We start from the raw sequence: 23,693 nt of genomic DNA, 5'->3' as shown, positions 1-23,693 counted from the left end.
GTTCATTGTACTTCATCAAAGCGCTTTCCTCCCGACACTGACCCTACGGGTACAGTGCGGGGCTCCTGCGCTAGTAAGCTGAAGAAGGGACTCCCCGGACGGATTCCCTCTCAATCGATCCCTCGTTAACCCTCTTCGAGTTGTCTGTGCTCTGCACAGCACGGAGTGCTATGAAAGTGCAACACCTCTTCACCTCAGCTCTTGTGGGCGCAGCCCTCTCCAGTTTGAGCCTGCCCACCGCCGCTCTGGCCCAAGCCAACCTGCGGGAACTCCCTCCAGACCTGGCAGAACAGCTAACCACAGAGCAAATTTTGCAAGCCTGCGCCAACAACCAAGCAGATACTTTGCCCAGCCCTTTCCCGGATGTGGTGCCAAGCGATTGGGCCTACAAGGCAGTGCTTACCCTCTACTACTGTGGAGCCTACCGAGGGGCCATTCCACCGGAGCAATTCCGGCGCTACTTGGAGCAACAACGGGGATCCCAAACTTAGGTGGGCCTGCACCTCAAGCCGGATACATCTCCTGGATGAGGTGGGCATAGCGCTCAGCCACCGGGTTGCGCTTGATCTTCAGGGTCTGGGTCATAAGGCCGTTTTCCACGCTCAGCGGCTCCGGCAAGAAGCGAAAGTCGCTGACCTGCTCGTCGGGCCGGTAGCCAGGGCGTTCTTGGATGCGGCGGCGCACCTCCTGCAAAATCAAGGTGCGGGTCTGGGGCTGGGCCAGCAGCTCGGCATCCTCAGCCGGGATCCCTTGCTCGGCAGCCCAGGCTTTGAGGGCATCGAGGTTGGGGTAGATGAGGGCAGCCAATTTCTTTTGGTCTTGCCCGACGATCACGATCTGACTGATGTAAGGAGACTGCAGACAAGCATCTTCCAGCGGCTGGGGCTCGATGTTCTCCCCATTGAGTAGGACAATGACATCCTTGGCCCTGCCGGTGATCACCAGTTGCCCGTCGGGGGTGAGCCAGCCCAGATCCCCGGTTTCAAACCAGCCGTCGGAGCTGAGCACCTTGGCAGTGGCTTCCGGGTTGTTGTAGTAGCCCATCATCACCTGCGGGCCACGGGCCAGGATTAGTCCTTTTTCTCCAGGGGGCAGCGGCTGTCGAGTTTCAGGATCCACAATGCGAAACTCCGTCCCCGGCAGAGGGGGGCCAGCCGTACCGCGCACATTGTTGTCTGGACGCCGCGCGCACAACACCGGCGAAGTTTCGGTGAGGCCGTAGCCATTCAAGATGGAAATGCCCACCACCTCGTAGAACAGATCCAAGTAGGCAGGCAGGGATCCACCGCCGCTGATGGCATGTTGAAAATTGGGGCCCAACGCCCGTCGTACCTTGCGGTAGATCAGCACATCGGCCAATTGGTGCAGGGGCCAGAGCAGCCAATGTTGCAGGCGAGCCTGCAGGCGCACCCAGGGGCTGACTCCGTAATGCAAAATCGACTGGTTGCGAGCTATCCGTCCAGAGAGCACATGGCTCTCACTCACGGCCATCAGAGCGCGGATCAGCCGCTGCATCAGGGGGCTTTTCTCTTTGAATTGCCGTTGGATCCCTTCATAAACGGTTTCCCAAATCCGGGGCACTGCCACCAGAAAATGGGGGTGCTCCTGTTGGAAATCTTGTTTGATAAAGCGAGGGCTGGTATAGACCAGCATGCAGGCACGGCTGAGGAGAAAATACTCGCAAGCCCGCTCATAAGAGTGCCAAGTGGGCAGAATGGTCAACACCTTATTCCCCGGTTGTGGCTGTACGACCACGCCCAAGTTCTCCACCTGGTGCATCAGGTTGCCGTGGCTGAGCATCACCCCCTTGGGCCGACCGGAGGTGCCGGAGGTGTAGATGATGGTGGCCAGTTGGGATCGCTCCAGCTTTGGGGGTTGGTAGGTGTGTTCCCGACCCTTTTGCAGCCATTGGGAAAAGTTCAGCACCCCTGCTTCCTGCTCATCGGAAAGCAACAGCAGCCGTTCCAGGCCCAGCTCCTGCACATCCGGCCGGATCCGCCTCAGGGTCTTCAGATCCTGAGCAATCAGGGCCGTGCTACCGGAGTGGCGCAAGATGTAGCCCAGCTCACTGGGATCCGCCACAGCGCTGCGGGGCACATTCACAGCTCCCGTGAACATCGTGGCCAGATCGGCCATCAGCCAGCGGGGGGAGTTATCGGCAAAAATGGCCACCCGATCCCCCGGGCAAATGCCCAAAGCCTGCAGGCCAGCCGCCAGGGTTTGAATGCGGCGAAACAGCTCTCCATAAGACATCTCGAAAACTGGCTGCGCGTGGGGATCCCGTAGGGCAACCTGACCGGCAAACTCTTCCGCCAGCACTTGCCAAACGTTCAGCAGCGTCGTCTCAGGGGCAGTGGGAGTAGCAGAAGCGGCAGCAGTTGTCATAGATCTGTACCGTAAATTACGTTTACAGTCTACTAAACCCAGCCTCTCTCCCCAGGTGTCGCTAGGACAGTTCCCAGCCTGTCACCCCATTCACCATCTTCCCCTTGCGGGGAAAAGGTAGGGATCAACACTATAAAATCTTGCGCTGGCAGAACCAGGGTGGTGATTGCTCGCCCCGGCAGATTGCGCACAAAACTTTACAATTTTGATCAAACCGGATCCCATATCTCCCATGGGGATCCCGGCTGTAAGCTTCATGTAAACTACCCGACACCGACCGCTAGGCGGTACGAAGCGGGCTTTTAGTAGCCCTGCAGTTAGCAAGCCAACCGCGAGCCTCTGGGGTGGTTTACTGCACCCCCAATCGACCGTTACCAGTGCCCTAAACAGCTGTTTCTGGTGTCCGCAGTACCATTATAGCATTCCTCCCGACACTGACCCTACGGGTACCGTACGGGGCTCCTGCGATTTCTAGCTGAGCAGCTCATCGTTTCTGGAGGTTGTGTATCGGTGATCAACCCATTCTCATCCTTCCGGTGGAGACATTCTTCTCGCTCTCCAGCTGGGATCCCAGAAGTTGAACCTCAGCCCCCAGACGCTTCCGATCCTTTTGCTTCCCAACGGGAGCAGATGGTCAAGAAACAGCTCATCAAACGAGGGATCCGAGATCCACGGGTACTGGAAGCCATGGGAAAAGTGCCGCGTCACCTTTTTGTCCCCTCTGATCTGCGGGATCGGGCCTACAGGGATTGCCCTCTGCCCATCGGCTATGGCCAGACCATTTCTCAGCCCTATATTGTTGCTTTTATGACAGAAGCTGCTCGTCTCACGCCTGAATCGGTGGTGTTGGAAATCGGCACCGGCTCCGGCTATCAGGCGGCTGTTTTGGCAGAGCTGGCCCGGCAAGTGTATAGCCTGGAGCGTCTGTCCCCATTGGCTGCTCAAGCTCAACAAACCCTCGCTGCCCTGGGCTATCGCAACGTGGAAGTGCGTCAGGGGGATGGCTACCAAGGTTGGCCAGAGCATGCTCCCTACGATGCCATTCTGGTGACGGCAGCGCCCCCAACTGTGCCCATGGTGCTGCTGGATCAACTGGCGGTGGGGGGCACCTTGGTGGTGCCGGTGGGAGAAAGCCCTTCGGACTCCGGTGCCCAGGGATCCCAGTCCTTGCTGATCCTCTGCAAAACAGCCCAAGGATGGGTTCAAAAAGGGGCTTTTCCGGTGCAGTTTGTGCCCATGGTCTAGGGTTTTGCCCCCTCTACTCCTGCCAAAAGGTGGGCGCGAATTTGCAAAGCCAATTGGGGACGGTCGGTAATCAACCCTTGAACAACGGGATTTTGTCCTACTGAGCCGGCAAATGGCTGCAAGCACAACTTCATCACTTCAGGATCGTTCACCGTCCAAACGTACAGAGGGATCCCGGCCTGTTCAGCTTCAGCCAAGAACTGCAAGTTCACCCAACTGTAGTGGGGGGCCAGAAAATCCGCTCCCAACTCCCGGCAACGGGTAAGTAAAGATCCCTTGGCTTGCTCCTCAGCCTTTGCCTCGATCAACAGGCCAACCTTGGGTTGCGGGGACAAAAGCGTTTTAACCCGCTGCACCACCTGAGGCAAAAAAGAGGTGATCACAAATTCTTCGGGGGTCAAAATATCGCTAACGAGGGCAAGGACTTGTTCCTCATAGCCTGCTTCTTTGAGTTCGATATCGAGGGTGATCTTGCCCTTGATATGTGACAGGGTCTCTTCAAGAGTGGGAATTGTGGGTTTGCGGGCCCGAATCTCGGCCCAGGTTAGCGCAGACAAAGGCTGTCCATCCAAATCGGCATCGTGAACAACGAGCGGGATCCCATCTCGGCTACAGCGCACATCCAGCTCAATTTGGTCGGCCCCCACCTCAATAGCGGCAGCAAAAGCGGCCAGGGTATTTTCCTCGGCGTGGGTGTGCTCCCCACGGTGGGCGACAATCTGGGTGTAGGGGAGCATGTCAGCACCTCTGAAGCGGGGTTGAGTGCCAGGTTGCGCAGCTCTATTATGATTGGCTCTCGGTGGTTCAGAAAGGGATCCCAGCAGGCGACACTCCCCCAGCGGAAGCGATAAGCTAGGAGAGTCAATTAGGTCTCTGAAGCTATGGACGCCGCCGAAATTGCCGCCTTGAAAGAGCGCATCAAGCTAATCCGCGAACGCCGGCCAGCGGTAGCCAAGCTGTTGGAAAAGCCAGACTTGGGCAGCTTGCGCGTGGATGTCAACCAAGCGCTGGAGGAGATCGACGAGTTGCTCTACGAGTTCGAGCAGACTTTTGGCCCGGAAAGCTAGAGGGCTAGTTCCTGATAAGCTGCTGCAACTGGGCCAGAACCTCAGCACTGTGGCGGCTGGGGTTCACGATTGGGTCGATTTCTCGCAAAATCCCCTCCGGGTCGATCAAGAACGTATTGCGCAGGGCAACATCGCCCATCCAGGAGCCGTAAGCTCGACTAACCGTACCATCGGGATCCGACAGCAAAGGAAACTGTAGCCCCTCTGCCGAGCAAAAGCGCTTGTGGGAGTCCACCGAGTCGGCGCTCACGCCCACAACCTGCGCCCCCATGGCCCGGAACTTGGGCAAATCTTGCTGAAAGCGGCGGGCCTCAATCGTACAGCCGGAAGTGAAGTCGCGGGGGTAAAAATACAACACCACCCACTCCCCCCGAAAATCCGCCAGCCGCCGTATTTGCCCGGATTGATCCGGCAATGCGAACTCCGGTGCCGGAGAACCTATTGGCGGGAGAGGAGTAGTTCCCCACTGAGCCCAGGCAGGCTGAGTCATCCCAAAGCCCACAAGCAGGCCCACAATCAATCCCATGAAAACCCTGCCCAATTCCCTCACTGCCCCTCCGAGACCTCTCTAGAACCCATCTCTAGTTTACATAACTTTATATGAGTCCAGGAACTCGCCTCACTGCGCAGAAGCAAGCCAGCGGGGTGGGAAGCATCTCCACTCTGCCAGCTCAATGTTGCCGCTTTGCCAATTCCTTTGCCAATTCAAGGTAACCACTTGCAGAGCAAAAGCTGCGGAGGGATCCCCAACCATCGCCAGAGTTGAGAGGTGCGTTCGATGGGGGTATAGCGCAGTTGAGCGTACAGTTGCCGCGCGGGGAGATTGTCTTCCAATACGTGCAGATGCAAACAGCGGTAGCCCCACCCTTTCGCCACCCCTTCAGCACTGAGCAAAAGCAGACGAGCAATTCCTCGCCGCCGCCAGCCGGGCAGCACCGCCAAGTTGGAGAGGTAGGGATACTTCCCGTGGGCTGTGACCCGCAAAGAGATCTCGGCAGTGCCCACCACTTCGGATCCCACCGCAGCTGCCAGACAGCAGTAGTGGGGATCCCTTGCGGCCAGCCTGAGGCGCAACTCTTCGCGAATGCCCAGCTTGCGAATTGGGTAGATCCAGCGTTGCAGACCTGAGGGGGGATGAAAAACCTGGGCTAGAACTTCGGCCAAGGGATCCAGATCATTCGATGTAGCTGGGTAAACTACGGGGGAAGGCAACACAGGTTGAGATAGGGCAACCGCAAGCATTCTCCTTATTTTCCCAAACAACTTGCAAACAACAAAACAATAAGTGGTGACCCCCACGGGAAGCCACCACTGAACCGGTAGAACTTGGCCACAGGGAGGAAAACCACCCCTGCCGACGCGGACTAACCGCATCCAAGACTTAACTAAGACTTATTCAGTTGTCTTAACTTGTAGCTTTCCAATTTTTTCCAATTTCTAGGCCAGCGCCAGTGGCCGCTCCGACACCAGAATCCGACTCTGAGGTTTACGATGAGATCTCCAGATCGCTAAAACGGCAGGCTGAGCCGTTGATGCGATAGATATCATCCGTGATGGGCTGGTAACCCACTTCCACCAGATCGGACTTGGCAGGAGCAAATATGCGGATAATTGCTCTAGCAATCTTTGAGAGAAAGGTAAACATAGCAACCTCCTGAAAGTGAGAGTGAAACTATGAACTGAGAGAACCTCGAATTGCTAAAGCCCGCAGTCCTTGTCCCACTGAGCGCTGGTTCCGACTCGCAGAGCTTGCAGGTTGAGAGCACCTGAACCTGATCACCGATTTTCCCACCCTGACTCGCTCATGAATGGAGACTCAAAATAGCCGGCTGAGCTTGTTGATCTGGCAAAACCACTTTTATTTGAGGATTATTTGAGGAACACCTAGAGCGCTCTCTCACTTTCCCAGTGGCTTGTGCAGCAAGCCCAACTGCTATCTGCCTAACTCCCTTGTTCTGCTTTGAGGAAAACCTGTCGTAGGTACCAGGTGCTCTGCTGAGCGAGACAACCACTTCTCAGGAGAGTCTGCCGAAGCAACGGATCGGAAGCTTGGATCAAAGCGTTGACCGACAGAGAACCTTGGACTTGAATTTTGGATTTGATTCAATCGAGAAGCGGTGCCTCGCGTTTGGGATGGGGATGAGATATTATCCTCCTCGCCTGAATCACTACATTCATAATCTAACCTATAGCCGATCTCTCCACCAAGGGCGGCAACCATTCTTAACAGGCTGGATCATTCCTTTAACTTGGTCTTTTCATCTCTTTTTGGTTCAGGTCAATGAGGGATCCCAGCATTCTGGATTCGGATTCCTCAGCCTCTTTCCGTCACAGGACACCTGATTTTTTGGGGAAACAAGCTGGCTCGGCGCGAGCCTTGAGCTAAACAGAAATAAACGCAAAAAAACAACGACCAACCCCTGCTTCGGGCTTAATCGCCGGAAGGAACTCATTCCCTATCCTAGAAAACTCATTCCAGCTGTAGCTCGTTTTCCAGGTTAAGAGAATCTTGATTTCGGGGCCGAGAACGCAGGATCAGCAGGGAAAAGTAGGGGGGCCGGTAGTCGGCCAGTCCTTCCAGGGTGGGGAAGAGGGTTTGCTGGGGCCAGCCGGCCCAGACCACCAAGCTGGCTTGTTGCAGCCAACCTCTTTCGGCCAGCCACTGCCAAACCTGAGGGTAGACAGAGGCCACTTTCATGAGGACGACTACCTCAGCCCAGGCACAAGCCTGCTCCAGTTCCGAGAGGGCAAACAGAGCCGGTAAAATCGCCAATTTCTCGGAGCCGAGCACCAAGGGGGATCCCAGGGCAGCAGCAGCGGCTAAGGGAGAGCACACCCCCGGTATGGCCTGGATGGGCAAGGCGGGGATCCGCTGCCGCAGGGCTTGGGCCACGTAGGCGAAGGTGCTGTAGAGGCCCACGTCTCCCTCACAGATGAAGGCGACATCTTCTCCCCTTTCTAGGAGTGGGGCCAGTTGCTGGGCAGCCACTCGCCAGGCAGCTTGCAGGACTTCCGGCTGGGTGACAAAGGGCAGGCGAAGCGGCAAGAGGGTTTGTTCCGGTCGCAGCCAAGGGCGCACAATCTGATAGGCCAGGCCCGGCTGGCCGGCGGCATTTTGGGGACAGGCCACCCAGTTGACCGTGCTGAGGATGCGGGCTGCTTTGACCGTTATCCAGTCGGGATCCCCTGCTCCAGCACTGATCCCCCAAAAGGTTCCCAGACCCATACTGTGTATCAGGCGGTCTCTGTACTGCCCGTACTTCCTTCCTTCAGGCGATCCAAGGCTTCCTGCAAGGAGTTGCGCAAAGATAGGAACTTCTCCAGGCGCACCAGTTTCACCGTTTGGGTAATGCGGGGGTTGCTCACCACCTGAAAGATACCTGCGCGGCCCTGCACCAGCTTGGCCAATTGCACCAGGGCGCCGACGCCAGAGCTGTCGATGAAGTCGATCCCTGTCAAATCCAGGATCAGGTTAGGGGATCCCTCTTCCAGGTATTTGGTGACCACCTTAACAAAGACCGGCTCGGAAAAGGCATCCAGAAGGCCGGTCAGGTGAAAGACCTGGCAGTTTTCCAGCGCCTCGCGGCTGCCGCGCAAGCTGACCGTCAGAGATAGGGGTTCCGGAATGGCTCTTCTCCTTTCAACCATCTCGACAGAAGGGAACACCTGAGAGAGGCCCCAAGGTGGGTTCAATCTCGGGTGTGGAGATAGCTTAGCATCCCCGTTCTCTTCGCGAGACGGTATTTTTCCGCTGGGTCTTTGGGGGAATTACGCCTGGGAGCAGGGATTTCTTCTTTCTGTTCCCTCGTGGCAAGCCAGGAGTCCTTGGGTAGGATGGGGGCAACTTTGCCGGCAGGGCCGACCTGCAATGCACGAACGGCTTTTGGCAGCCTGACAGGTTTTTAAGGGGTGGGCGGTTGGGAGAAGATCACCGAGATCCAGAGATGCAGCAGCGACAATTCAACCTTTCCCCCGGCGCTTTGGCTTGGGTGGGGGCAGGGCTGGGTTTGGGCTTAACGGCTGCAGCTTTTGGGGCAGCTTGGGGGGCTGCGGCTTATCTTCAAACTCAGGTGCTGCCCCAGGTGGAGGATGTTCTATCTCAGGCGACGCGGCGGCGGGTGGAGTTGGGGGAGGTGAGGTTTCTGTCCCCTTGGCAGGTGAGTTTGGGAGAAAGCCGCGTTGAACATCTGGCCAGTATCGGCTCCATCGACCTCAGCCCTGATTTCTGGACTTGGCTGCAGACGGGTCAGTGGGTGCTGAATGTTACCCTAAACCAGCCGCAACTGCTGCTGATGGAAACGCTGGATCGGGGATGGGCGGATGTTCAGTTTCAACTGCCGGAAGGGGAAGGGGAGGGATCCCTGCCTTTCCAGGGGCTGAATATTCGCTTGCGCCAGGGATCCCTGACGGCCATCCCTTTGGTGGGGGAGCGACGCCAGTTTGATCGGCTGCAGGGCCAGGTGCAGGTGTGGCTGACTCACAATGCCCCGCCAGGAGAGGAGGATCTTTTCGGGGGGCGGGCCAGTTTCCAGGCGACGGCACGGTTGCTCCCTCGGGAGGGGGAGGGGGGGTACCCCCTGCAGCTCAGGGGGGTGGCGGATTTTGCCCAGGCTTCCGGTTCGGTGACGCTTTCTGCGGCTCGTCTGCCTTTGGATCTCTTGCCCAGTGTGGTGCCGGCGGCCCCTTTTGCGGAGGTGCAGGGGGAAACTGGCTTGGATCTCCAGGTGCTCTGGCGGCGGGATCAACCGCTGGAGTTGACGGGGCAGGCCCAGGTTCAACAGGCTCGGCTGGATCTGGAGAGGTTGCCCCATCCTTTTGAAGAGGTGAAGGGCTCCGTTCGCTTTACCTTGCAGGGGTTGGAGCTGGAGGGGGTGAGCGGTCGCTTTGGTCAGCTTTCCTTTGCCGAGCTAAAAGGCCCGGTGGTCTGGGAGCAAGGACAGGGGTTTGGTTTGCAGGCGGAAGTAGCGCCGGCCCGCCTGCAGCAGATCCAAGAGACGTTTGCCTTTGGCCTGCCGGTGGCGGTGGAGGGGGTGGTAGGGGGATCCGTAGCGGTCACCGGCCCCTTGGATCGGCCACAGATTCGGGGACAGTTGCGGGGGCTTTCGCCGGGGCAGGTGGATCGCCTGCCGGTGTCGAAGTATGCCTTTGGCTTCCGCTTTGCGGATCAAACCTTGGCCTTGGAAGCAATTGACCTCAAGACTGCAGGGGGTCGCATCCAAGGCTCCGGCCAGCTGCAATGGGCTGCCGGCTTGGCAGGCCAGTTCGATCTTCAAGTCAGCGGAGCCGACGTGGAGCAGGTGCTGGCCCTTTACGGCCTCAACCTGCCCCGCCGGGGCGCTCTTCCTTGGGTGGGGCCGGTTTCCGCTCAAGTGCAGGTGGCGCTGACGGGATCCCAACCGCGGGCGGAGGCCAGCTGGGAAAGTCTTGGGGGAGAGATTGCCGGAAGAGGGCAGCTCCAGCTCTTGCCAGAGGCTGACGGTTGGGTGGTGGAGGTGCCTCAGGCAGTCTTGGCTGTAGAAGGAGGGCAGGCGCAGGTGGCGGGGCGGTGGGCAGGAGGGCAAGTGCAAGCCCAGGTGAGCCCCCAGAATGTGCCGCTGGCTTTCTTTAACCCCCAATGGACGGGATCCCTCTCAGGAGCCCTCACGGCGCAGGTGAACACGGCTGAGGTGTCGGAGCTGGGCTTTTTGGGGGCGCTGCGGGCGCAGGGCTCGGTGATCCTGTCGCAGCCTCTGGGAGAGGCAAGGGGCCAGGTGGCCTGGGATGGGGCGGGCCTAGTGATCCAAGAAGGTGAGATCTTGGCCGACGCAACTCGGCTGGCCGGCATACGGGGGCGGATCCCGGTGGATCCTCAAACCCTGCAGGTGGGATCCCTGGATCTGAGCTTTACCACCGACGGGATTGCGCTGGCAGAAGTACCCGGCCTGCCGCCGCTGGTGAAAGGAGTGCTGCAGGGATCCGGCCAGATCCGCGGACCTCTGGACACCTTGCAGGTGACTGGCAAGGCGCAGTTGCGGGGCTTGCAGGTGGGAGATGTGGCCTTTGAAGACTTGGCCGGGCCCTTTCAGGGGTCTGTTCAGGGGACGGAAGTGGATCTGCGGGGGAAGCGGGATCGACTGGCGCTGCAGTTGGATCCCCAGTTTCAGCCTTTGCAGTTTCAGGTGCAGCGGGGCGAGGCGGAAATTCGCGGCCAACGCCGGCAAGAGGAGCTCCAGGTGGCAGTGAACCAGTTGCCTCTGGCTTTGCTGGGGGGGGTGGCTGCCGGGCCGTGGGCCAGTCTGCAGGGAACCCTCGAGGGGGAGGTGGCAGTTGACCTGGCAAGCGGCGCCGCCCAAGGACGGGCTGCGGTGGCGGATCTGCAGTTGGGAGGGATCGAAGTACGGGGCTTTTCGGTGGATTTCGACTACCACGCTGGTAATGGTTCTCCTCGCCTAGAGATCGCCCAAGCTCAACTGGATTTGTTTGAGAGCACCTACACCGCTAGCGGCACCCTGGAGCTGCCGGCGGATCCCCTCCAGGGCGGTTTGGAGTCTACTCCAGAGGTTTCCGTTCCTCAAATTAACCTAGAGATCAGCACCCGCCAGGGCCGCCTGGAAGACATCGTCTCTGCCTTTAAGTGGCGGCAGTGGCAAGACATCACCACTCGCGGCTTCCGGCGGCCCCCCTTGGGCCCTGCCTCGGCGTTAAAGACCGACCCGGTTGGTTTGCCCAACCATCCTCTCCTGGAGCAGCTGGAGTACTATGCCCAGATCTTGGCCGTCCACCTGGAGACCTTGGCCAGCCGCATGGATCCGCTGTTCGCGTCAGCGGTGCGGAGCACTTTCCCGCCGCCCACAAGTCTGCGAGGGGAATTCCAAGCCAGCGTTAGCCTGGTCGGCAGCCTCAACCGGCCTAGCGTCAGCTTTTACCTTGAGGGCCAGAATTGGCAGGCAGAGGAGTTTGGCATCGAAAGCCTTACTGCCAGGGGCAGCCTGGCTGGAGATGCAGTGGTGTTGGAGCCGCTGCGGTTGCGCAGTGGCGAACGTCAAGCCCTTTTTGTGGGCAAGCTGGGCCTAGAGGAACAGTCGGGATCCTTGCAAATCCAAGGATTGCCTCTGGCTTTGCTGGACCGCTTCCTGCCAGAGGAGCTGGAGCTGCAGGGGGATCTCAACCTGGACGTGGAGCTGGCCGGCAACCTGCGGGATCCCCATGCCCGCGGATCCCTGACAGTGGTCAACGCCCAGATCAACCAGGTGCCGCTGCGGGAGGTGGGAGGACAATTTGACTACCAGCGGGGGCAGCTGCGCCTGGACGGCGCCCTGCTGGCCAATGGTGACGAACCCATTCGCCTCTTTGGCCTGGTGCCCTACACCCTGCCCTTTGCCGAGGTGCGGGCCGAATCCGACCAGATCGACCTCACCCTGCAAGCCAAGCATGGCGGTCTGCGCCTGATCAACCTCTTCACCGACCAGGTGCGCTGGGAAGGCGGCCAAAGCCAACTGGAGCTGGCCATCCGCGGCACCTTGCGAGAGCCCAGCCTGCAGGGGAACTTGAGCGTCAACTCGGGGATCCTCAAGCTGGCAGCCCTGCCGGAGCCCATTACCGACCTCACAGGCCAGATCGCCTTTAACCTCAATCAGCTGCAAGTCCAGGAGCTGCGGGGACAGTTGGGGGGTGGATCCCTTTTGGCTGAAGGCTTTTTGCCCGTCAACTCTCGCGGTGCCCTGCAGATGGACGAAACCTCGCCACCCTTAACTCTGCAACTCCAAGGGATCCAGCTCAACCTGCCCAGCCTCTACACTGGCCATCTGGACGGCGAGGTGGCTGTCAGAGGGCTGCTTCTGCAACCTTTGCTCGAGGGGCGGCTGGAGGTTTCTCAAGGGATCGTGGATGTCAGCCCCCGCCGGGCAGAACCTGAGGCCGCAACAGCTGCCGCCGGCTCGACTTCGCCGGATCCCTTCTGGCAGCCGCGGCTCAACGGACTGGAGCTGGTCTTGGGGCCAGGGATCCGCGTGCAGCGTCCCAATCTGTTTGAATTCAATGCTGCCGGCACCTTGCGCCTGTTTGGCACTCCCCAGGATCTGCGCCCAGCGGGCACCATTGCCCTAGAGCGAGGCCGCGTCAACCTGCCCCTTGCCAACTTTCGCCTGGATCGCTCCCGCTCCAATACCGCCACTTTTGACCTAGACAACCCCTTCGATCCCTTCCTGAACCTGCGCTTGATGACCCAGGCCATCGAGGTCTATCGCTTTCCCCAAGAGCTCTCCCCCTTCGACACCAACCGCAACCTGCCGGGATCCCAGCAGAGCATCGAGATTTTCGCCACGGTCAACGGGCGGGCCAGCCAGCTGGCTGAGGCGGATCCCCGCAACGGGGTTCTGGCCCTTTCCAGCAGCCCCAGCCGCTCCCCCGAAGAGATCGTCGCCCTCCTGGGAGGCACAGCTCTGGCCCGCCTCAACCCCGAAGCGGGAGTGGCCGGCCTGGCCGGAACTGCCTTGCTCAACGATGTGCTGGACACGCTGCGGGACACCCTGGGCCTAGACGAGGTGCGCATTAGCCCCGTCCCCCAGGTCGATACCCGCGCTGCCAACCGCTCCTCGATAGGGCTAGCGCTGGAGGTGGCCCGCGATCTGGGGCCAGCCACTTCCATCTCGGTGCAGCGCAACCTAACGGATCCCTTTCAGCCCACCCGCTACAGCGCCCGCTACCGCCTCAACGAGCAAACCCTCACCCGCGCCAGCATCGACCTCGAGGGCAACAATGTCATTTCCATCGAGTTTGAGACCCGCTTCTAATGGGATCCGCTCCGGAGTTTGGCAGCAGGCTTTGGATGGCCAGGGATCCCTTGAAAAAAGATTTAGTGGAAAAAGCTGCCTTACAGGTAACGGCTAATGTCTTCTCCTCGCTCCGCCAAAAACGACAAGGCCCGGAAGCGCAGCCCTGCCACCTGGTCGTAGAGGGGGTTGAGCTTACACATGGGCGGAATGTGCATCACCTTATGGCCAAACAGCACCACATCTCGCTCAAAGGGGCAGCGGGCCGGGATCCACCGGCAAAGGAAATGGGCCAAGCGTGGATCGCGGATGCTAAAGTTATCCATAGCCGATTGAATGGGACGCAACGGAGCCTGCAACCAGTCGCGCAGGCGACCCGTGGACTTGAAAAGCACAGAAGTCATGGAACCAGGCAGCTCCTGAGGAGCTTTGCGAGCACGTTGCCAAGAAATCGTTGTGGAACCCATAAGCTTTCACCTCAACCTTTGAAGAAGCAGCAGCCTTTGGTCGGTTACGGCGCGCAAAATTACTAGCCATCGACAATTCTCTGTGTCGAGTTTGTATTGAGGGAAACATCAGCCATCTCTCTTCCCTCTGTTAGTCTGCCTTCCTCAACAGAAAGCTTGCTTCTGTAAACAAGAATCTCTGCTCAACGTTGTAGAGCTACATGTTTTGTCTCCAAAAGTTAACATGTAACGAAAAATACAAAAACTCCTCTGCTCTTGTCCACCAGCCGATTCCCTGTCAGGATCCCTGAGGTTCCTCAGCTTGAACTTTGGGGCCAGATGGGTATCCATCGCTCCTATTTCTAGGATGGAACAAGCCCTTTGGGCGGAGTAGGGGGATCCCCGTAATCACACTTGCCTTGGCAGGGTTGTTTTTCTTTTGATCGAGTTTGGCTTGGGAGCGTCTCGGTTGGGAGTTACGGAGGATAACAGCCAAGGGATGCCGGCTGCTGAGCGTTCTACAATGCCAGGAGAGATTCCCAGCGGGTGCACATCCGGCGGTGGGTTGGGATCCTTGATTTTGTCTCTGGCTTTCTTGAGAGGCTGCCCATGAAATTGGCCTATTGGATGTACGCTGGCCCTGCCCATATCGGCACGCTGCGGGTGGCCAGCTCCTTCAAAAACGTTCACAGCATCATGCACGCTCCTCTGGGAGACGACTATTTCAACGTGATGCGTTCCATGTTGGAGCGAGAGCGGGATTTTACTCCGGTAACCACCAGCGTCGTTGACCGGCAGGTGTTGGCGCGGGGATCCGACGAAAAGGTGATTCGCAACATCGTCCGCAAAGACGGCGAGGAGCAGCCGGATCTGATCGTCGTCACCCCCACCTGCACCTCTAGCATTTTGCAGGAAGATCTGCATCACTTTGTCCGGCAGGCCCAGTTGGCCAGTCGCTGCGATGTGGTGCTGGCAGATGTCAACCACTACCGGGTTAACGAATTGCAGGCAGCGGATCGCACCCTGCAGCAGATTGTGGAGTTCTATATCACCAAAGCTCGCAAAAGCGGGGAGTTAGACGGCCTGCCCCAAAAGACGGAGCGGCCTTCCTGTAACATCCTTGGCATTTCCACCCTAGGGTTTCACAATGCCCATGATCTGCGGGAGCTGAAGGTGCTGCTGCGGGATCTGGGGATCCAGCTCAACCTGGTGATCCCGCAAGGGGCCAGTGTCCACGATCTCAAACACCTGGGGCGGGCTTGGTTTAATGTGGTGCCCTACCGGGAGCTGGGGCCGATGACAGCTCGCTACTTGCAGGAGGAGTTTGGCACGCCTTCCATCGAGATCACCCCGATGGGGGTGGTGGAAACGGCTCGCTTCATCCGCCAGATCCAGCAGATCCTAAACGAGCAAGGGATCCCTGTCGATTATGAAGCCTACATCCAGGAGCAAACGCTGCACATTTCCCAAGCGGCCTGGTTTTCCCGCTCCATCGACTGCCAAAACCTAACCGGCAAAAAAGCGGTGGTCTTCGGGGATTCCACCCACGCGGCGGCCATCACCAAAATCCTGGCCCGCGAGATGGGGATCCACGTGGTGTGGGCGGGCAGCTATTGCACCTACGATGGAGAGTGGTTCCAGGCAGAGGTGGGGGAATATTGCGATCAGGTCTTGATGACGGAGGATCACACCCGCGTGGCGGACGCCATTGCCCAGGCGGAACCTGCTGCGATTTTCGGCACCCAGATGGAGCGGCATGTGGGCAAACGGCTGCGGATCCCTTGTGGGGTCATCTCGGCCCCCATCCACGTGCAGGATTTCCCTATCGGCTACCGGCCCTTTTTGGGCTACGAGGGCGCCAACCAAATTGTGGACTTGATCTACAACTCCTTTACCCTGGGCATGGAAGATCACCTGTTGGAGATCTTCGGTGGCCACGACACCAAGGAGGTGATTCACAAGAGCCTGAGCGCCGATTCCGACCTCATCTGGACGCGGGAAGCCCAGGCGGAGCTGAACAAGGTGCCCGGCTTTGTGCGCGGCAAGGTTAAACGCAACACCGAAAAATTTGCCCGCGAACGAGGCTTGACCGAGATCGGTGTGGAGGTTATGTACGCTGCCAAAGAAGCTTTTGGAGCTTGAAGGGATCCCGTCGGCAGCCTTTATCCTGGGTGCGATCCCTATCTAAGCTGGCGTATGCGTCTCCTGGTTACCGGCGGGGCGGGCTACATCGGCAGCCACACCTGCAAAGCTCTGGCGGCCTCTGGCCATCTGCCCATCACTTACGACAACTTGGTTTACGGGCACCCCTGGGCAGTTCGCTGGGGGCCGTTGGAGATTGGGGATCTCGCCGACCGCCAGCGGCTTGATCAAGTCATCCAGCGCTATCGCCCAGAAGGGGTGATTCACTTTGCTGCCTATGCCTATGTGGGCGAGTCGGTCAAGGATCCCGGCAAATACTACCGCAACAATGTGGCCGGATCCCTGAGTTTGTTGGAGGCCATGCGGGATCACGGGATCCCTTACCTGGTGTTCTCCAGCACCTGTGCCACTTATGGGGTGCCAGAGCGGATTCCCATTCCCGAAAGTCATCCGCAACGTCCCATCAACCCCTACGGCCAGAGCAAGCTAATGGTGGAGCAGATCTTGCAAGATTTCCAGGTTGCCCACGGGATCCGATCCATTAGCCTGCGCTACTTCAATGCCGCCGGAGCCGATCCCGATGGTGAAATTGGGGAGGCCCATGACCCGGAAACCCACTTGATCCCCTTGGTGTTGGAGGCCGCCGGCGGCCAACGTCCTCACATCACGGTTTTTGGAGATGACTACGATACCCCCGATGGCACCTGTATCCGCGACTACATTCACGTCACCGACCTGGCTCAAGCCCACGTGTTGGCAATAGAAGCGCTGGCCTCTGGCCGGCCCATACAACCAGCCTACAACCTGGGCAATGGCCAAGGCTTTTCCGTCAAAGAGGTCATTGCCACCGCAGCAGCCGTGACCGGAAAGCGGATCCCGGTGCAAATGGGAGCACGTCGACCTGGGGATCCCCCGCGCTTGGTGGGCGATGCCGGTGCCATCTTTCGGGATCTCAACTGGAAACCTCTCTACACCGACTTGGCCGAGATCATTCAAACTGCCTGGCGCTGGCACCAGAAGCGGCCCTATTTCGGCAAATCTAGGCCCCCGTTGAGCTAGGAGCGTCTAACTTGGCGGGCGATAGGATAGGGAGGAACCGCTTGGTTAACCACTGCCCCGCATGGACGATAAGACCACACCCGATACCCTCGCGGTTGTCATGACCACAGTGGGATCCGAAGCCGAGGCCCATCGCTTGGCTCATACCTTGGTGGCCGAACGTTATGTGGCCTGTGCCCAGGTCTTGCCCGGGATCACGTCCTACTATCGCTGGCAGGGATCCCTGCAGGCCGATGCCGAGTTCCTCATCCTGCTCAAATTGCCCGCAACTGCCTATCCCCGCCTGGAACAACGGCTGCGAGAGCTGCACCCCTACGCTGAGCCCGAGATCCTGGCTCTGGCAGCCACTCAAGTGAGCACAACCTATTTGGCTTGGGCCCGAGACCAGGTAGGGTGAGGAATAGCACGAGGTTGGCCATGATCGCCCTCTACCCCGGCAGCTTTGACCCCATTACCCTTGGACATCTCGATGTTATCGAGCGAGCCAGTCGTCTCTTTTCTAAGGTGATTGTCGCCGTCTTGAAAAACCCCAACAAAACCCCTCTGTTCAGCCCAGAGCAGCGGCAAGCCCAGATTAGCCTGTCCACGGCCCATCTCAAAAATGTTGAGGTTGATACGTTTTCAGGTCTGACGGTGGCCTACGCCCGTCAACGGGGGGCAAAGGTGATCGTGCGCGGCTTGCGAGTCTTGTCGGACTTCGATGTGGAGCTGCAAATGGCCCACACCAACAAGCTTTTGGCTCCCGAACTGGAAACCTTGTTCCTTGCCACCGCCAGCGAGCACAGTTTTGTCAGCAGCAGCCTGGTGAAGGAGGTCGCCAAGCTGGGCGGCCCCATCGATCATCTGGTGCCCGCTCCGGTGATTCGAGATTTGCGGGAGCGCTTTCCCTTGGCCTGAGGGCTCAGGGATCCCCTCTCCTTCCCCAATCAAAATTCAAAGGGCTGCATCCCTGCCGTCACCGGATCAAACCCCACCGGGAAGCAGGTGCTGTGATTGTAGAGGGATCCCCTCAAATTGGCTCCTTCCAAGCAGGCTCCCTCAAGGTCGGCATAGCGCAGGTCGGCACAGCGCAGGTCGGCCTTCGCCAGATTGCTGCCCCGCAGGTTGGCGTAGCGCAGGTTAGCCCCATGCAAATCGGATCCCTCGAGATTGGCCCCTCGCAGATCGACCCCCCTCAAAAAGGCATACTCCAAGCAGGACTGGGGAAAATGGCGCTCTCCCTGCCGGTAGCGGCTGAGCAACTCTGAGGCCCCTTGTAGAGCACACTGGGCAATGGTTTGAGTCATGGTACTGCTCCCAAATCAGACTGGATGCCTTATCTCTATCCTCATCCCTATCATCGGGTTGACCGGGTTTTGATCATCCCTGCTTAACAAATAATTTCAGTTTTTGAGTGGATTGTTGCCCCCAAGTTTTTTTGGAAAGATCTATCCTCAGAGATATAGAAGTCTTTCCTAATCGGCAGCTTGTGCGGCAATGTTTCTTAATTCTTTTTGTGAAGGATGCTTAACGGCTGGGCTTGATCGCCAACCCCAAGCCCCACCGGGAGCGCAAGCTGACCTGATCTTGCTGGGTTGTATGGATCCCTCAATTTCTTCTTTTTCAGCACTCCCCCAACCAGAAGGTGTTTCTCCAGAGCTGATTGAACCAAGATAATTGGGATAATGATCGACTGGATCACATCCGTAGTTTGCGATTGAGTAGGGATTCTCTGCAAGCGATATAGACCCTTATCTCTGTTCAGGATGTTCACCTTTCTTTAACTAGAGCTCTATGCCCAAACGTAAGCGAATCGGGATCCTCACCAGCGGCGGCGATTGTGGCGGCCTCAACGCCGTGATTCGAGCGGTGGTGCGGCGGGCCCGCGACTACGACATGGAAGTTTATGGCATCAAAGATGCGACGGCAGGGCTCATGGCTCGACCGGTGGAGGCGGAGCTGCTGGATGTGAAGCGGGTTTCCGGCATTTTGCGCTACGGCGGCACCATCTTGGGTACCGTGAACAAAGGCAACCCCTTCGCCTACCCTATGCCCGATGGCAGCTTGGTGGATCGCTCGGCAGAGGTGATCACCGGCTACCACCGGCTTGGGTTGGATGCGCTGATCGGGGTGGGGGGGGATGGCAGCTTGGCCATTCTCCGGCAACTGGCCCTGCAGGGGGATTGGAACTTTGTCGGGATCCCCAAGACCATCGACAACGATGTCGGTGCCACCGAGTATTCGGTGGGGTTCAACACAGCTCTGAGCGTGGCTGTGGAAGCTCTAGATCAGCTCACCTACACGGCCATCAGCCACAGCCGAGTCATGGTCATGGAGGTGATGGGGCGGGATGCCGGTCACATTGCCATCAGCGCCGGCATTGCCGGGGGGGCGCATGTGATTTTGATCCCGGAAATTCCCTACAAGCTGGAGAATGTCTGCAAAAGAATCCGCGACCGCAAAGAGCGGGGCAATAACTTCAGCATCGTGGTGGTGGCGGAGGCGGTTCGCACCGAGTCGGGGGAGCCGGTGACCCACACCAACAGCCTGGGGCAGTCTCTCTACGGCGGCATCGGCCATTACATCGGCAACGAGATCGCCCTGCGCACCGGCATCGAGACGCGGGTTATGGTTTTGGGCCACCTGCAGCGGGGAGGTACGCCCTCTCCTCTGGATCGCCTGCTGGGAGCAGCCTTTGGGGTGGCTGCTGTGGACTTGATCGCCCAAGGCAAATACGACCGCATGGTGGCCTGGCAAAATCGGCGGGTGGTGGATGTGCCCCTGGCAGAGGCCATCTCCCAGTATCGGCGGGTGGAGGTGGACGGGGCTTTGATCGCCACAGCCATTGGGCTGAATACCTACGTGGGCGAGGTGGATCCGCAGCTTTTGCGCAGCATTTCCCCCTGATCTTCCGGCAAAAACGACACGTGGGCAGAGACGATCTTCCAGCCGATATCGGGGAACCTGTACCCCATCTGGCTTTGGCGGCCCAAGCGAGGGATCCCGTTCACCGGACGGCGAAACTCTAGGGTGACCGAGCCGCAATCTTCCCCAAAGGTGACCACCTGCAAACGCAGCATCTCGCGGGCCAAATTCGTGGGAGGGCGCTGTTGGCGAAAAGCCTTGATCTCCTCTCCCCCGTAGAGATTTTCCCCCACACCAAAGCGCACCACCTGGGGGCCATCCCAAAACAGGCGGTTCAGGGTGGGCACATCATTGCTCGTCAGGGCAGCTTCGTACTGATGGTAGAGTTCGGTTAGCTCTGCCACCACCTCGGGGCGATTGACCAGAGTCATGGGCCAGGCTCTTGTGCAGTCGAAATGGGCCTTGCCATCTTATCGGCTCAAGGAGCAGCAGGAGGTTCTAAAAGAACAGCGGGATCCCCCACCTTGCTCTGTCAGACAGCAGACAGCGGCAAGACATCTCCGGGTAGTCGGATCCAAGTCTAGGGGCTGAGAACGGCTTGCAAAGACCGCACATCGCAGTAGTACACCTGATGGCGGTGGGCATACCCCTTCAGCTCCACAGCCTGATGGGAGAAGCAGGCGGCTGCCTGCCCCAGCTGTTTGGCCAAGCAGGTATAGGTGTCCTGGCTGATCGCCAGGTCGGCGTTGAGGGTGCGGGTAGCGCTCTCGATGCGAAAGGCCAAATTCACCGTATCTCCTAGAGCCGTATATTCTTGGCGGGTGTTGTTGCCCACCTGGCGCACGATTGCCGAGCCTGTGTTGACCCCTGCCCCCAGACGAATGGGAGAAGGCAGCGGAAACTCACCGTTCAGCTGCTCGGTCATTTGAAACAGCTTCGCTATGGCCTGCAAAACCGACTTCACATCGAGGTGAATTCCCGGCACTTCCGTGCCCAGAGAAGCAGTGTTGGCTTGGGGCACATGGAACCAAACGGCCATAATCGCATCGCCAATGTATTTATCGACAGTGCCCCCGTACTGCTGAATGATATCCCCACCCCGCCGGAACCAATCGCCCATCACCTGGGAAAGCAGGCGCTCGTCCAGTTGTTGAGTCAGTTGTCCGTAACCTCGCACATCCACCACCGCCACCGAGATCAGCCAGCGGGTTTGTAAAACCAGGGTGTCCGAAGGTTTGGCCGCAGGGCTGGGTTCCGAGCTGGCCAGGGATCCGCTGTGGAACTCCAGCTGGGATTGTCCAAGGGTGAGGTGATCCCCATCCTGCAGCAGGGTGGGAATGCTGACGCGGCGATTGTTGACAAACGAGCCGTTGCGGCTGCCCAGATCGATGAGATAGATGCTGTTGTTGTCGAGGTATTGCAGCAGGGCATGTTGGCGGGAAACGCTGGGATCGCTCAAGACGATGGCGTTGTCTTCATCACGGCCTAGGGTCCAAGCGGTCGCTCCCGAGAGAACGTGTTTTCTTTGGCTGCCATCCGGCTCTTTTAAGACTACATAGGGTGCGGCAATGGCGGCAGATTCGCTCGTGACGCTCATGATGAGATGAATTCTAGACGCGACCACACTTTAATACGATACCCCGCTTGCCTTCGGTTGATGGGGGGTATCCGGGCTCGATTTCTGAGCCGCCTCTGCTGGGAGATGGAGGTCTGAGGATGGGCTTGGCGGGGGGCCAACCCGACCGATATCATTATTGTGTAGATACGTTAAGGTCTATGCTGGATCCCTCCCATCCCATTCCCGCTGAGCAACAGCCGCTCCGGCAATATGCAGAGCTGAGGGAAGCCTTTCCTTTTTCCTGGCCTGCTTTGGGGTGGATCCCTTACTTAAAACGAATCTTTGGGGTTTGGGGAGCTGTTGTGCTGGCGGTTTCCCCGCTGGTTTGGAGCAGCTTTGCCGGAGATTGGGGCCACTTTGTCTCTGGGTCGGTGCTGGGGGCCAATGTCTTGCTCGGCCTGGTGTTGCTCCATCTCTACTTGGGATGGGCTTATGTGCGGCGGCGCTTGGTACAAGCCCAGATTCCCTATGAAGAAAGTGGCTGGTACGATGGGGCGATGTATGCCAAGTCAGAAGAGGAGCTGGCTCAGCATCGGCTGATTGTCAGGTATCAGATTGATCCTGTGTTGCAGCGCCTGCGACGGAGCTTGTGGGGCGTAGTGGGCTTGAGTGGGTTGGTGGCCCTGCTGTGGCCTCTGGGGTAGGCAGTTGGTTGGCTGTTTTTAGGATCCCGGACAGTGCACATCACTTCTGATCTGGCTCAAACCTTGCGACCCACCGCTGTGGCCATCGGGAACTTCGATGGCTTGCATCTGGGCCATCAGAAGGTGCTGCAGCCGATTCGAGATTCTCTTCAGGGGGTACGTACTGTCCTCACCTTTCATCCCCATCCCCAGGAAGTCTTGACGAGGCGGCCTCAGCTGTTGCTCACTCCCCCTGCCGAAAAGCTGGATCTGTTGGCGCAAATGGGCTTTGAGCAGGTGGTACTGCTCCCCTTCACCCCTGCATTTGCCTGCCAGCCCCCCCAAGAGTTTATCCAAACGGTACTTGAACAGGGCCTGCGCGTTCGCCATCTCAGCGTCGGTTGGGATTTTTGCTTTGGTCACCGTCGCTCCGGCAACGCCCAAACGCTCCAGGCTTGGGGATCCGAGCACTGCATTCCGGTGGAGGTAATCCCGGAGACGAAACTGAACGGGGAACGGGTGAGCAGCTCTCGCATTCGAGCTGCCCTGGCGACCGGGGAGGTGTCCACCGCCGAAGCGCTCTTGGGTCGTCCTTACCGGCTAACGGGAGAAGTGGTGCAAGGGGATCAGCGGGGCCGACAACTGGGCTTTCCCACCGCCAACCTCCGCTTGCCTCCGGAGAAGTTTTTGCCCCGCGATGGGGTGTACAGCGTTTGGGTGGATGTGCCTGCTGCTGCGGCAGCTCTACCTGGGGTGATGAACATTGGCCATCGGCCCACGTTTGCCGGTTTACAGCACACCGTCGAGGTGCATCTATTGGATTGGACAGGAGATCTCTACGGGCAAGAGGTGCGGGTGGCGCTACGGGGCTTTATCCGCCCAGAGCGGAGATTTCCCACGGTGGCAGATTTGATTCAGCAAATTCAGCAAGATTGCCAAACAGCCCGCCAGCAATTGGGTTTGGCTGAGCAAGTGGGTATGGTGTAGGGGGATCTATGCCGAAGAGAGCTCGCAAGCGCCAAGGCTCACCCAGGCGCTGGTGCCATCTCGCCAGTATTCTTTTTTCCAGATGGGGGCGTTGTGCTTGAGGGTGTCGATGGCAAATTGGCAGGCAGCAAACCCTTCGGCCCGATGAGGGGTGCCCACCGCCACCAAGACGCTGATCTCGCCAATGCGCAGCTTGCCGATGCGGTGGTGGATGACCACACTGTTGGCATCTGGCCAGCGCTGCTGAATTTGTCGGGCAATATCGGCGAAGACCTTCAGAGCCATGGGCTCGTAGGCTTGGTATTCCAGGTAATCGACAGGGCGGCCATTGGTGTTGTCTCGAACAGTGCCGCTCATCACCACCACAGCTCCATTGCCCGGATGGGAGGCCTCTTGGTGGACACGGTCGATGGACAGGGGAGCCAGGGTGATCTGGAAGGAAGTCTTCAGGACGGTCAGGAGCATGACTCTAGTCAATAATAAGCTCAACTATACTGAAAATAATGTATAATATGTTCAGTACGGAT

Annotated in this window: 23 protein-coding genes; 11 read left to right on the top strand and 12 right to left on the bottom strand. The window is 58.6% G+C overall.

Annotation, left to right across the window (positions count from 1 at the left end):
* Positions 1-170 precede the first annotated feature (170 nt).
* Positions 171-491, top strand: a complete 321-nt coding sequence (locus NW839_RS04775) for a hypothetical protein (RefSeq protein ID WP_414331146.1) — start codon at positions 171-173, stop codon at positions 489-491.
* A gap of 13 nt (positions 492-504) precedes the next feature.
* Here NW839_RS04775 and NW839_RS04770 read toward each other — a convergent pair whose 3' ends face one another.
* Positions 505-2,385, bottom strand: coding sequence for an AMP-dependent synthetase/ligase (locus NW839_RS04770; protein WP_414350035.1), 1,881 nt, complete (start codon positions 2,383-2,385; stop codon positions 505-507).
* Positions 2,386-2,895: 510 nt separating this feature from the next.
* On the opposite strand from NW839_RS04770, the gene NW839_RS04765 reads away from it, so the two are divergent.
* Positions 2,896-3,630, top strand: coding sequence for a protein-L-isoaspartate(D-aspartate) O-methyltransferase (locus NW839_RS04765; protein WP_011433763.1), 735 nt, complete (start codon positions 2,896-2,898; stop codon positions 3,628-3,630).
* On the opposite strand, the gene NW839_RS04760 is transcribed toward NW839_RS04765, so the two are convergent.
* On the bottom strand, positions 3,627-4,367 hold the full coding sequence (locus NW839_RS04760) for a glycerophosphodiester phosphodiesterase (protein WP_414350036.1): 741 nt from the start codon (positions 4,365-4,367) through the stop codon (positions 3,627-3,629). The genes NW839_RS04765 and NW839_RS04760 overlap by 4 nt on opposite strands.
* A gap of 144 nt (positions 4,368-4,511) precedes the next feature.
* Here NW839_RS04760 and NW839_RS04755 point away from each other — a divergent pair, with 144 nt between their 5' ends.
* Positions 4,512-4,697 (top strand): hypothetical protein, encoded by a 186-nt coding sequence (locus NW839_RS04755; RefSeq protein ID WP_414344512.1) that lies wholly within the window; start codon positions 4,512-4,514, stop codon positions 4,695-4,697.
* A 4-nt stretch (positions 4,698-4,701) separates the two neighbouring features.
* Here NW839_RS04755 and NW839_RS04750 read toward each other — a convergent pair whose 3' ends face one another.
* From NW839_RS04750 to NW839_RS04730, 5 genes are all read right to left on the bottom strand, one after another.
* Positions 4,702-5,223: a peroxiredoxin gene (locus NW839_RS04750; RefSeq protein WP_414350037.1), complete on the bottom strand. Its 522-nt coding sequence runs from the start codon at positions 5,221-5,223 to the stop codon at positions 4,702-4,704.
* Positions 5,224-5,402: 179 nt separating this feature from the next.
* Positions 5,403-5,861, bottom strand: a complete 459-nt coding sequence (locus NW839_RS04745; protein ID WP_414344496.1) for a GNAT family N-acetyltransferase — start codon at positions 5,859-5,861, stop codon at positions 5,403-5,405.
* Positions 5,862-6,183: 322 nt separating this feature from the next.
* Positions 6,184-6,342, bottom strand: coding sequence for a hypothetical protein (locus tag NW839_RS04740; RefSeq protein ID WP_011433768.1), 159 nt, complete (start codon positions 6,340-6,342; stop codon positions 6,184-6,186).
* 825 nt (positions 6,343-7,167) lie between these two features.
* Positions 7,168-7,923: a precorrin-2 C(20)-methyltransferase gene (locus tag NW839_RS04735; protein WP_414350039.1), complete on the bottom strand. Its 756-nt coding sequence runs from the start codon at positions 7,921-7,923 to the stop codon at positions 7,168-7,170.
* A gap of 8 nt (positions 7,924-7,931) precedes the next feature.
* Entirely contained in the window at positions 7,932-8,345 is a 414-nt protein-coding gene (locus tag NW839_RS04730) for an STAS domain-containing protein (protein ID WP_011433770.1), read from the bottom strand.
* Between the two features lie 296 nt (positions 8,346-8,641).
* Here NW839_RS04730 and NW839_RS04725 point away from each other — a divergent pair, with 296 nt between their 5' ends.
* Complete coding sequence (locus tag NW839_RS04725) at positions 8,642-13,468, top strand: translocation/assembly module TamB domain-containing protein (RefSeq protein WP_414350040.1); 4,827 nt, start codon at positions 8,642-8,644, stop codon at positions 13,466-13,468.
* Positions 13,469-13,548: 80 nt separating this feature from the next.
* Here NW839_RS04725 and NW839_RS04720 read toward each other — a convergent pair whose 3' ends face one another.
* A complete protein-coding gene (locus NW839_RS04720; protein ID WP_414330967.1) occupies positions 13,549-13,851 on the bottom strand; it encodes a Mo-dependent nitrogenase C-terminal domain-containing protein in 303 nt (100 codons plus the stop codon).
* A gap of 651 nt (positions 13,852-14,502) precedes the next feature.
* Here NW839_RS04720 and bchB point away from each other — a divergent pair.
* The 4 genes from bchB (at position 14,503) to coaD (ending at position 17,991) form a co-directional block, all read left to right on the top strand.
* Entirely contained in the window at positions 14,503-16,035 is a 1,533-nt protein-coding gene (bchB, locus tag NW839_RS04715) for a ferredoxin:protochlorophyllide reductase (ATP-dependent) subunit B (protein ID WP_414350041.1), read from the top strand.
* A 54-nt stretch (positions 16,036-16,089) separates the two neighbouring features.
* The gene (gene galE, locus NW839_RS04710) at positions 16,090-17,094 is read left to right on the top strand and encodes a UDP-glucose 4-epimerase GalE (RefSeq protein WP_414350042.1); all 1,005 of its coding nucleotides are present in this window, start codon (positions 16,090-16,092) and stop codon (positions 17,092-17,094) included.
* 61 nt (positions 17,095-17,155) lie between these two features.
* Positions 17,156-17,491 carry a divalent-cation tolerance protein CutA gene (gene cutA, locus NW839_RS04705; protein ID WP_414350043.1) on the top strand — a complete coding sequence of 112 codons (336 nt, stop codon included), beginning with the start codon at positions 17,156-17,158 and terminating at the stop codon, positions 17,489-17,491.
* 20 nt (positions 17,492-17,511) lie between these two features.
* On the top strand, positions 17,512-17,991 hold the full coding sequence (gene coaD / locus NW839_RS04700; protein WP_011433776.1) for a pantetheine-phosphate adenylyltransferase: 480 nt from the start codon (positions 17,512-17,514) through the stop codon (positions 17,989-17,991).
* Positions 17,992-18,020: 29 nt separating this feature from the next.
* Here coaD and NW839_RS04695 read toward each other — a convergent pair whose 3' ends face one another.
* Complete coding sequence (locus tag NW839_RS04695; protein WP_414350044.1) at positions 18,021-18,380, bottom strand: pentapeptide repeat-containing protein; 360 nt, start codon at positions 18,378-18,380, stop codon at positions 18,021-18,023.
* Positions 18,381-18,867: 487 nt separating this feature from the next.
* Here NW839_RS04695 and NW839_RS04690 point away from each other — a divergent pair, with 487 nt between their 5' ends.
* On the top strand, positions 18,868-19,980 hold the full coding sequence (locus NW839_RS04690; RefSeq protein WP_414332294.1) for an ATP-dependent 6-phosphofructokinase: 1,113 nt from the start codon (positions 18,868-18,870) through the stop codon (positions 19,978-19,980).
* On the opposite strand, the gene hpxZ is transcribed toward NW839_RS04690, so the two are convergent.
* On the bottom strand, positions 19,932-20,369 hold the full coding sequence (hpxZ, locus tag NW839_RS04685; RefSeq protein ID WP_414350045.1) for an oxalurate catabolism protein HpxZ: 438 nt from the start codon (positions 20,367-20,369) through the stop codon (positions 19,932-19,934). The two genes, NW839_RS04690 and hpxZ, sit on opposite strands and share 49 nt — an antisense overlap.
* Before the next feature lie 149 nt (positions 20,370-20,518).
* Positions 20,519-21,535, bottom strand: coding sequence for an FHA domain-containing protein (locus NW839_RS04680; RefSeq protein WP_414350046.1), 1,017 nt, complete (start codon positions 21,533-21,535; stop codon positions 20,519-20,521).
* Positions 21,536-21,714: 179 nt separating this feature from the next.
* Between NW839_RS04680 and NW839_RS04675 the strand changes: the two genes are divergently transcribed.
* Both NW839_RS04675 and NW839_RS04670 read left to right on the top strand, forming a co-directional pair.
* The gene (locus NW839_RS04675) at positions 21,715-22,200 is read left to right on the top strand and encodes a CGLD27 family protein (protein ID WP_011433781.1); all 486 of its coding nucleotides are present in this window, start codon (positions 21,715-21,717) and stop codon (positions 22,198-22,200) included.
* A 33-nt stretch (positions 22,201-22,233) separates the two neighbouring features.
* The gene (locus NW839_RS04670; RefSeq protein WP_414350047.1) at positions 22,234-23,166 is read left to right on the top strand and encodes a bifunctional riboflavin kinase/FAD synthetase; all 933 of its coding nucleotides are present in this window, start codon (positions 22,234-22,236) and stop codon (positions 23,164-23,166) included.
* 6 nt (positions 23,167-23,172) lie between these two features.
* Here the strand turns inward: NW839_RS04670 and NW839_RS04665 are convergent, their stop codons facing one another.
* Positions 23,173-23,631, bottom strand: a complete 459-nt coding sequence (locus tag NW839_RS04665) for a molybdenum cofactor biosynthesis protein MoaE (protein WP_414330989.1) — start codon at positions 23,629-23,631, stop codon at positions 23,173-23,175.
* Between the last annotated feature and the right edge of the window lie 62 nt (positions 23,632-23,693).

The organism is Synechococcus sp. R5-15, from assembly GCF_047462035.1.
GTDB lineage: Bacteria > Cyanobacteriota > Cyanobacteriia > Thermostichales > Thermostichaceae > Thermostichus.
Note: the sequence above shows the minus strand (reverse complement) of the source record. Positions and strands in the feature narration are given on the sequence as shown.

Bases quoted from the DNA above. Each gene is read 5' to 3' on its own strand.
- NW839_RS04775 (WP_414331146.1), top strand. From the start codon at position 171: ATGAAAGTGCAACACCTCTTCACCTCAGCTCTTGTGGGCGCAGCCCTC.
- NW839_RS04770 (WP_414350035.1), bottom strand. From the start codon at position 2,385: ATGACAACTGCTGCCGCTTCTGCTACTCCCACTGCCCCTGAGACGACG.
- NW839_RS04760 (WP_414350036.1), bottom strand. From the start codon at position 4,367: ATGCTCCCCTACACCCAGATTGTCGCCCACCGTGGGGAGCACACCCAC.
- NW839_RS04755 (WP_414344512.1), top strand. From the start codon at position 4,512: ATGGACGCCGCCGAAATTGCCGCCTTGAAAGAGCGCATCAAGCTAATC.
- NW839_RS04750 (WP_414350037.1), bottom strand. From the start codon at position 5,223: ATGGGATTGATTGTGGGCCTGCTTGTGGGCTTTGGGATGACTCAGCCT.
- NW839_RS04740 (WP_011433768.1), bottom strand. From the start codon at position 6,342: ATGTTTACCTTTCTCTCAAAGATTGCTAGAGCAATTATCCGCATATTT.
- NW839_RS04735 (WP_414350039.1), bottom strand. From the start codon at position 7,923: ATGGGTCTGGGAACCTTTTGGGGGATCAGTGCTGGAGCAGGGGATCCC.
- NW839_RS04730 (WP_011433770.1), bottom strand. From the start codon at position 8,345: ATGGTTGAAAGGAGAAGAGCCATTCCGGAACCCCTATCTCTGACGGTC.
- NW839_RS04725 (WP_414350040.1), top strand. From the start codon at position 8,642: ATGCAGCAGCGACAATTCAACCTTTCCCCCGGCGCTTTGGCTTGGGTG.
- NW839_RS04720 (WP_414330967.1), bottom strand. From the start codon at position 13,851: ATGACTTCTGTGCTTTTCAAGTCCACGGGTCGCCTGCGCGACTGGTTG.
- bchB (WP_414350041.1), top strand. From the start codon at position 14,503: ATGAAATTGGCCTATTGGATGTACGCTGGCCCTGCCCATATCGGCACG.
- galE (WP_414350042.1), top strand. From the start codon at position 16,090: ATGCGTCTCCTGGTTACCGGCGGGGCGGGCTACATCGGCAGCCACACC.
- cutA (WP_414350043.1), top strand. From the start codon at position 17,156: ATGGACGATAAGACCACACCCGATACCCTCGCGGTTGTCATGACCACA.
- coaD (WP_011433776.1), top strand. From the start codon at position 17,512: ATGATCGCCCTCTACCCCGGCAGCTTTGACCCCATTACCCTTGGACAT.
- NW839_RS04695 (WP_414350044.1), bottom strand. From the start codon at position 18,380: ATGACTCAAACCATTGCCCAGTGTGCTCTACAAGGGGCCTCAGAGTTG.
- NW839_RS04690 (WP_414332294.1), top strand. From the start codon at position 18,868: ATGCCCAAACGTAAGCGAATCGGGATCCTCACCAGCGGCGGCGATTGT.
- hpxZ (WP_414350045.1), bottom strand. From the start codon at position 20,369: ATGACTCTGGTCAATCGCCCCGAGGTGGTGGCAGAGCTAACCGAACTC.
- NW839_RS04680 (WP_414350046.1), bottom strand. From the start codon at position 21,535: ATGAGCGTCACGAGCGAATCTGCCGCCATTGCCGCACCCTATGTAGTC.
- NW839_RS04675 (WP_011433781.1), top strand. From the start codon at position 21,715: ATGCTGGATCCCTCCCATCCCATTCCCGCTGAGCAACAGCCGCTCCGG.
- NW839_RS04665 (WP_414330989.1), bottom strand. From the start codon at position 23,631: ATGCTCCTGACCGTCCTGAAGACTTCCTTCCAGATCACCCTGGCTCCC.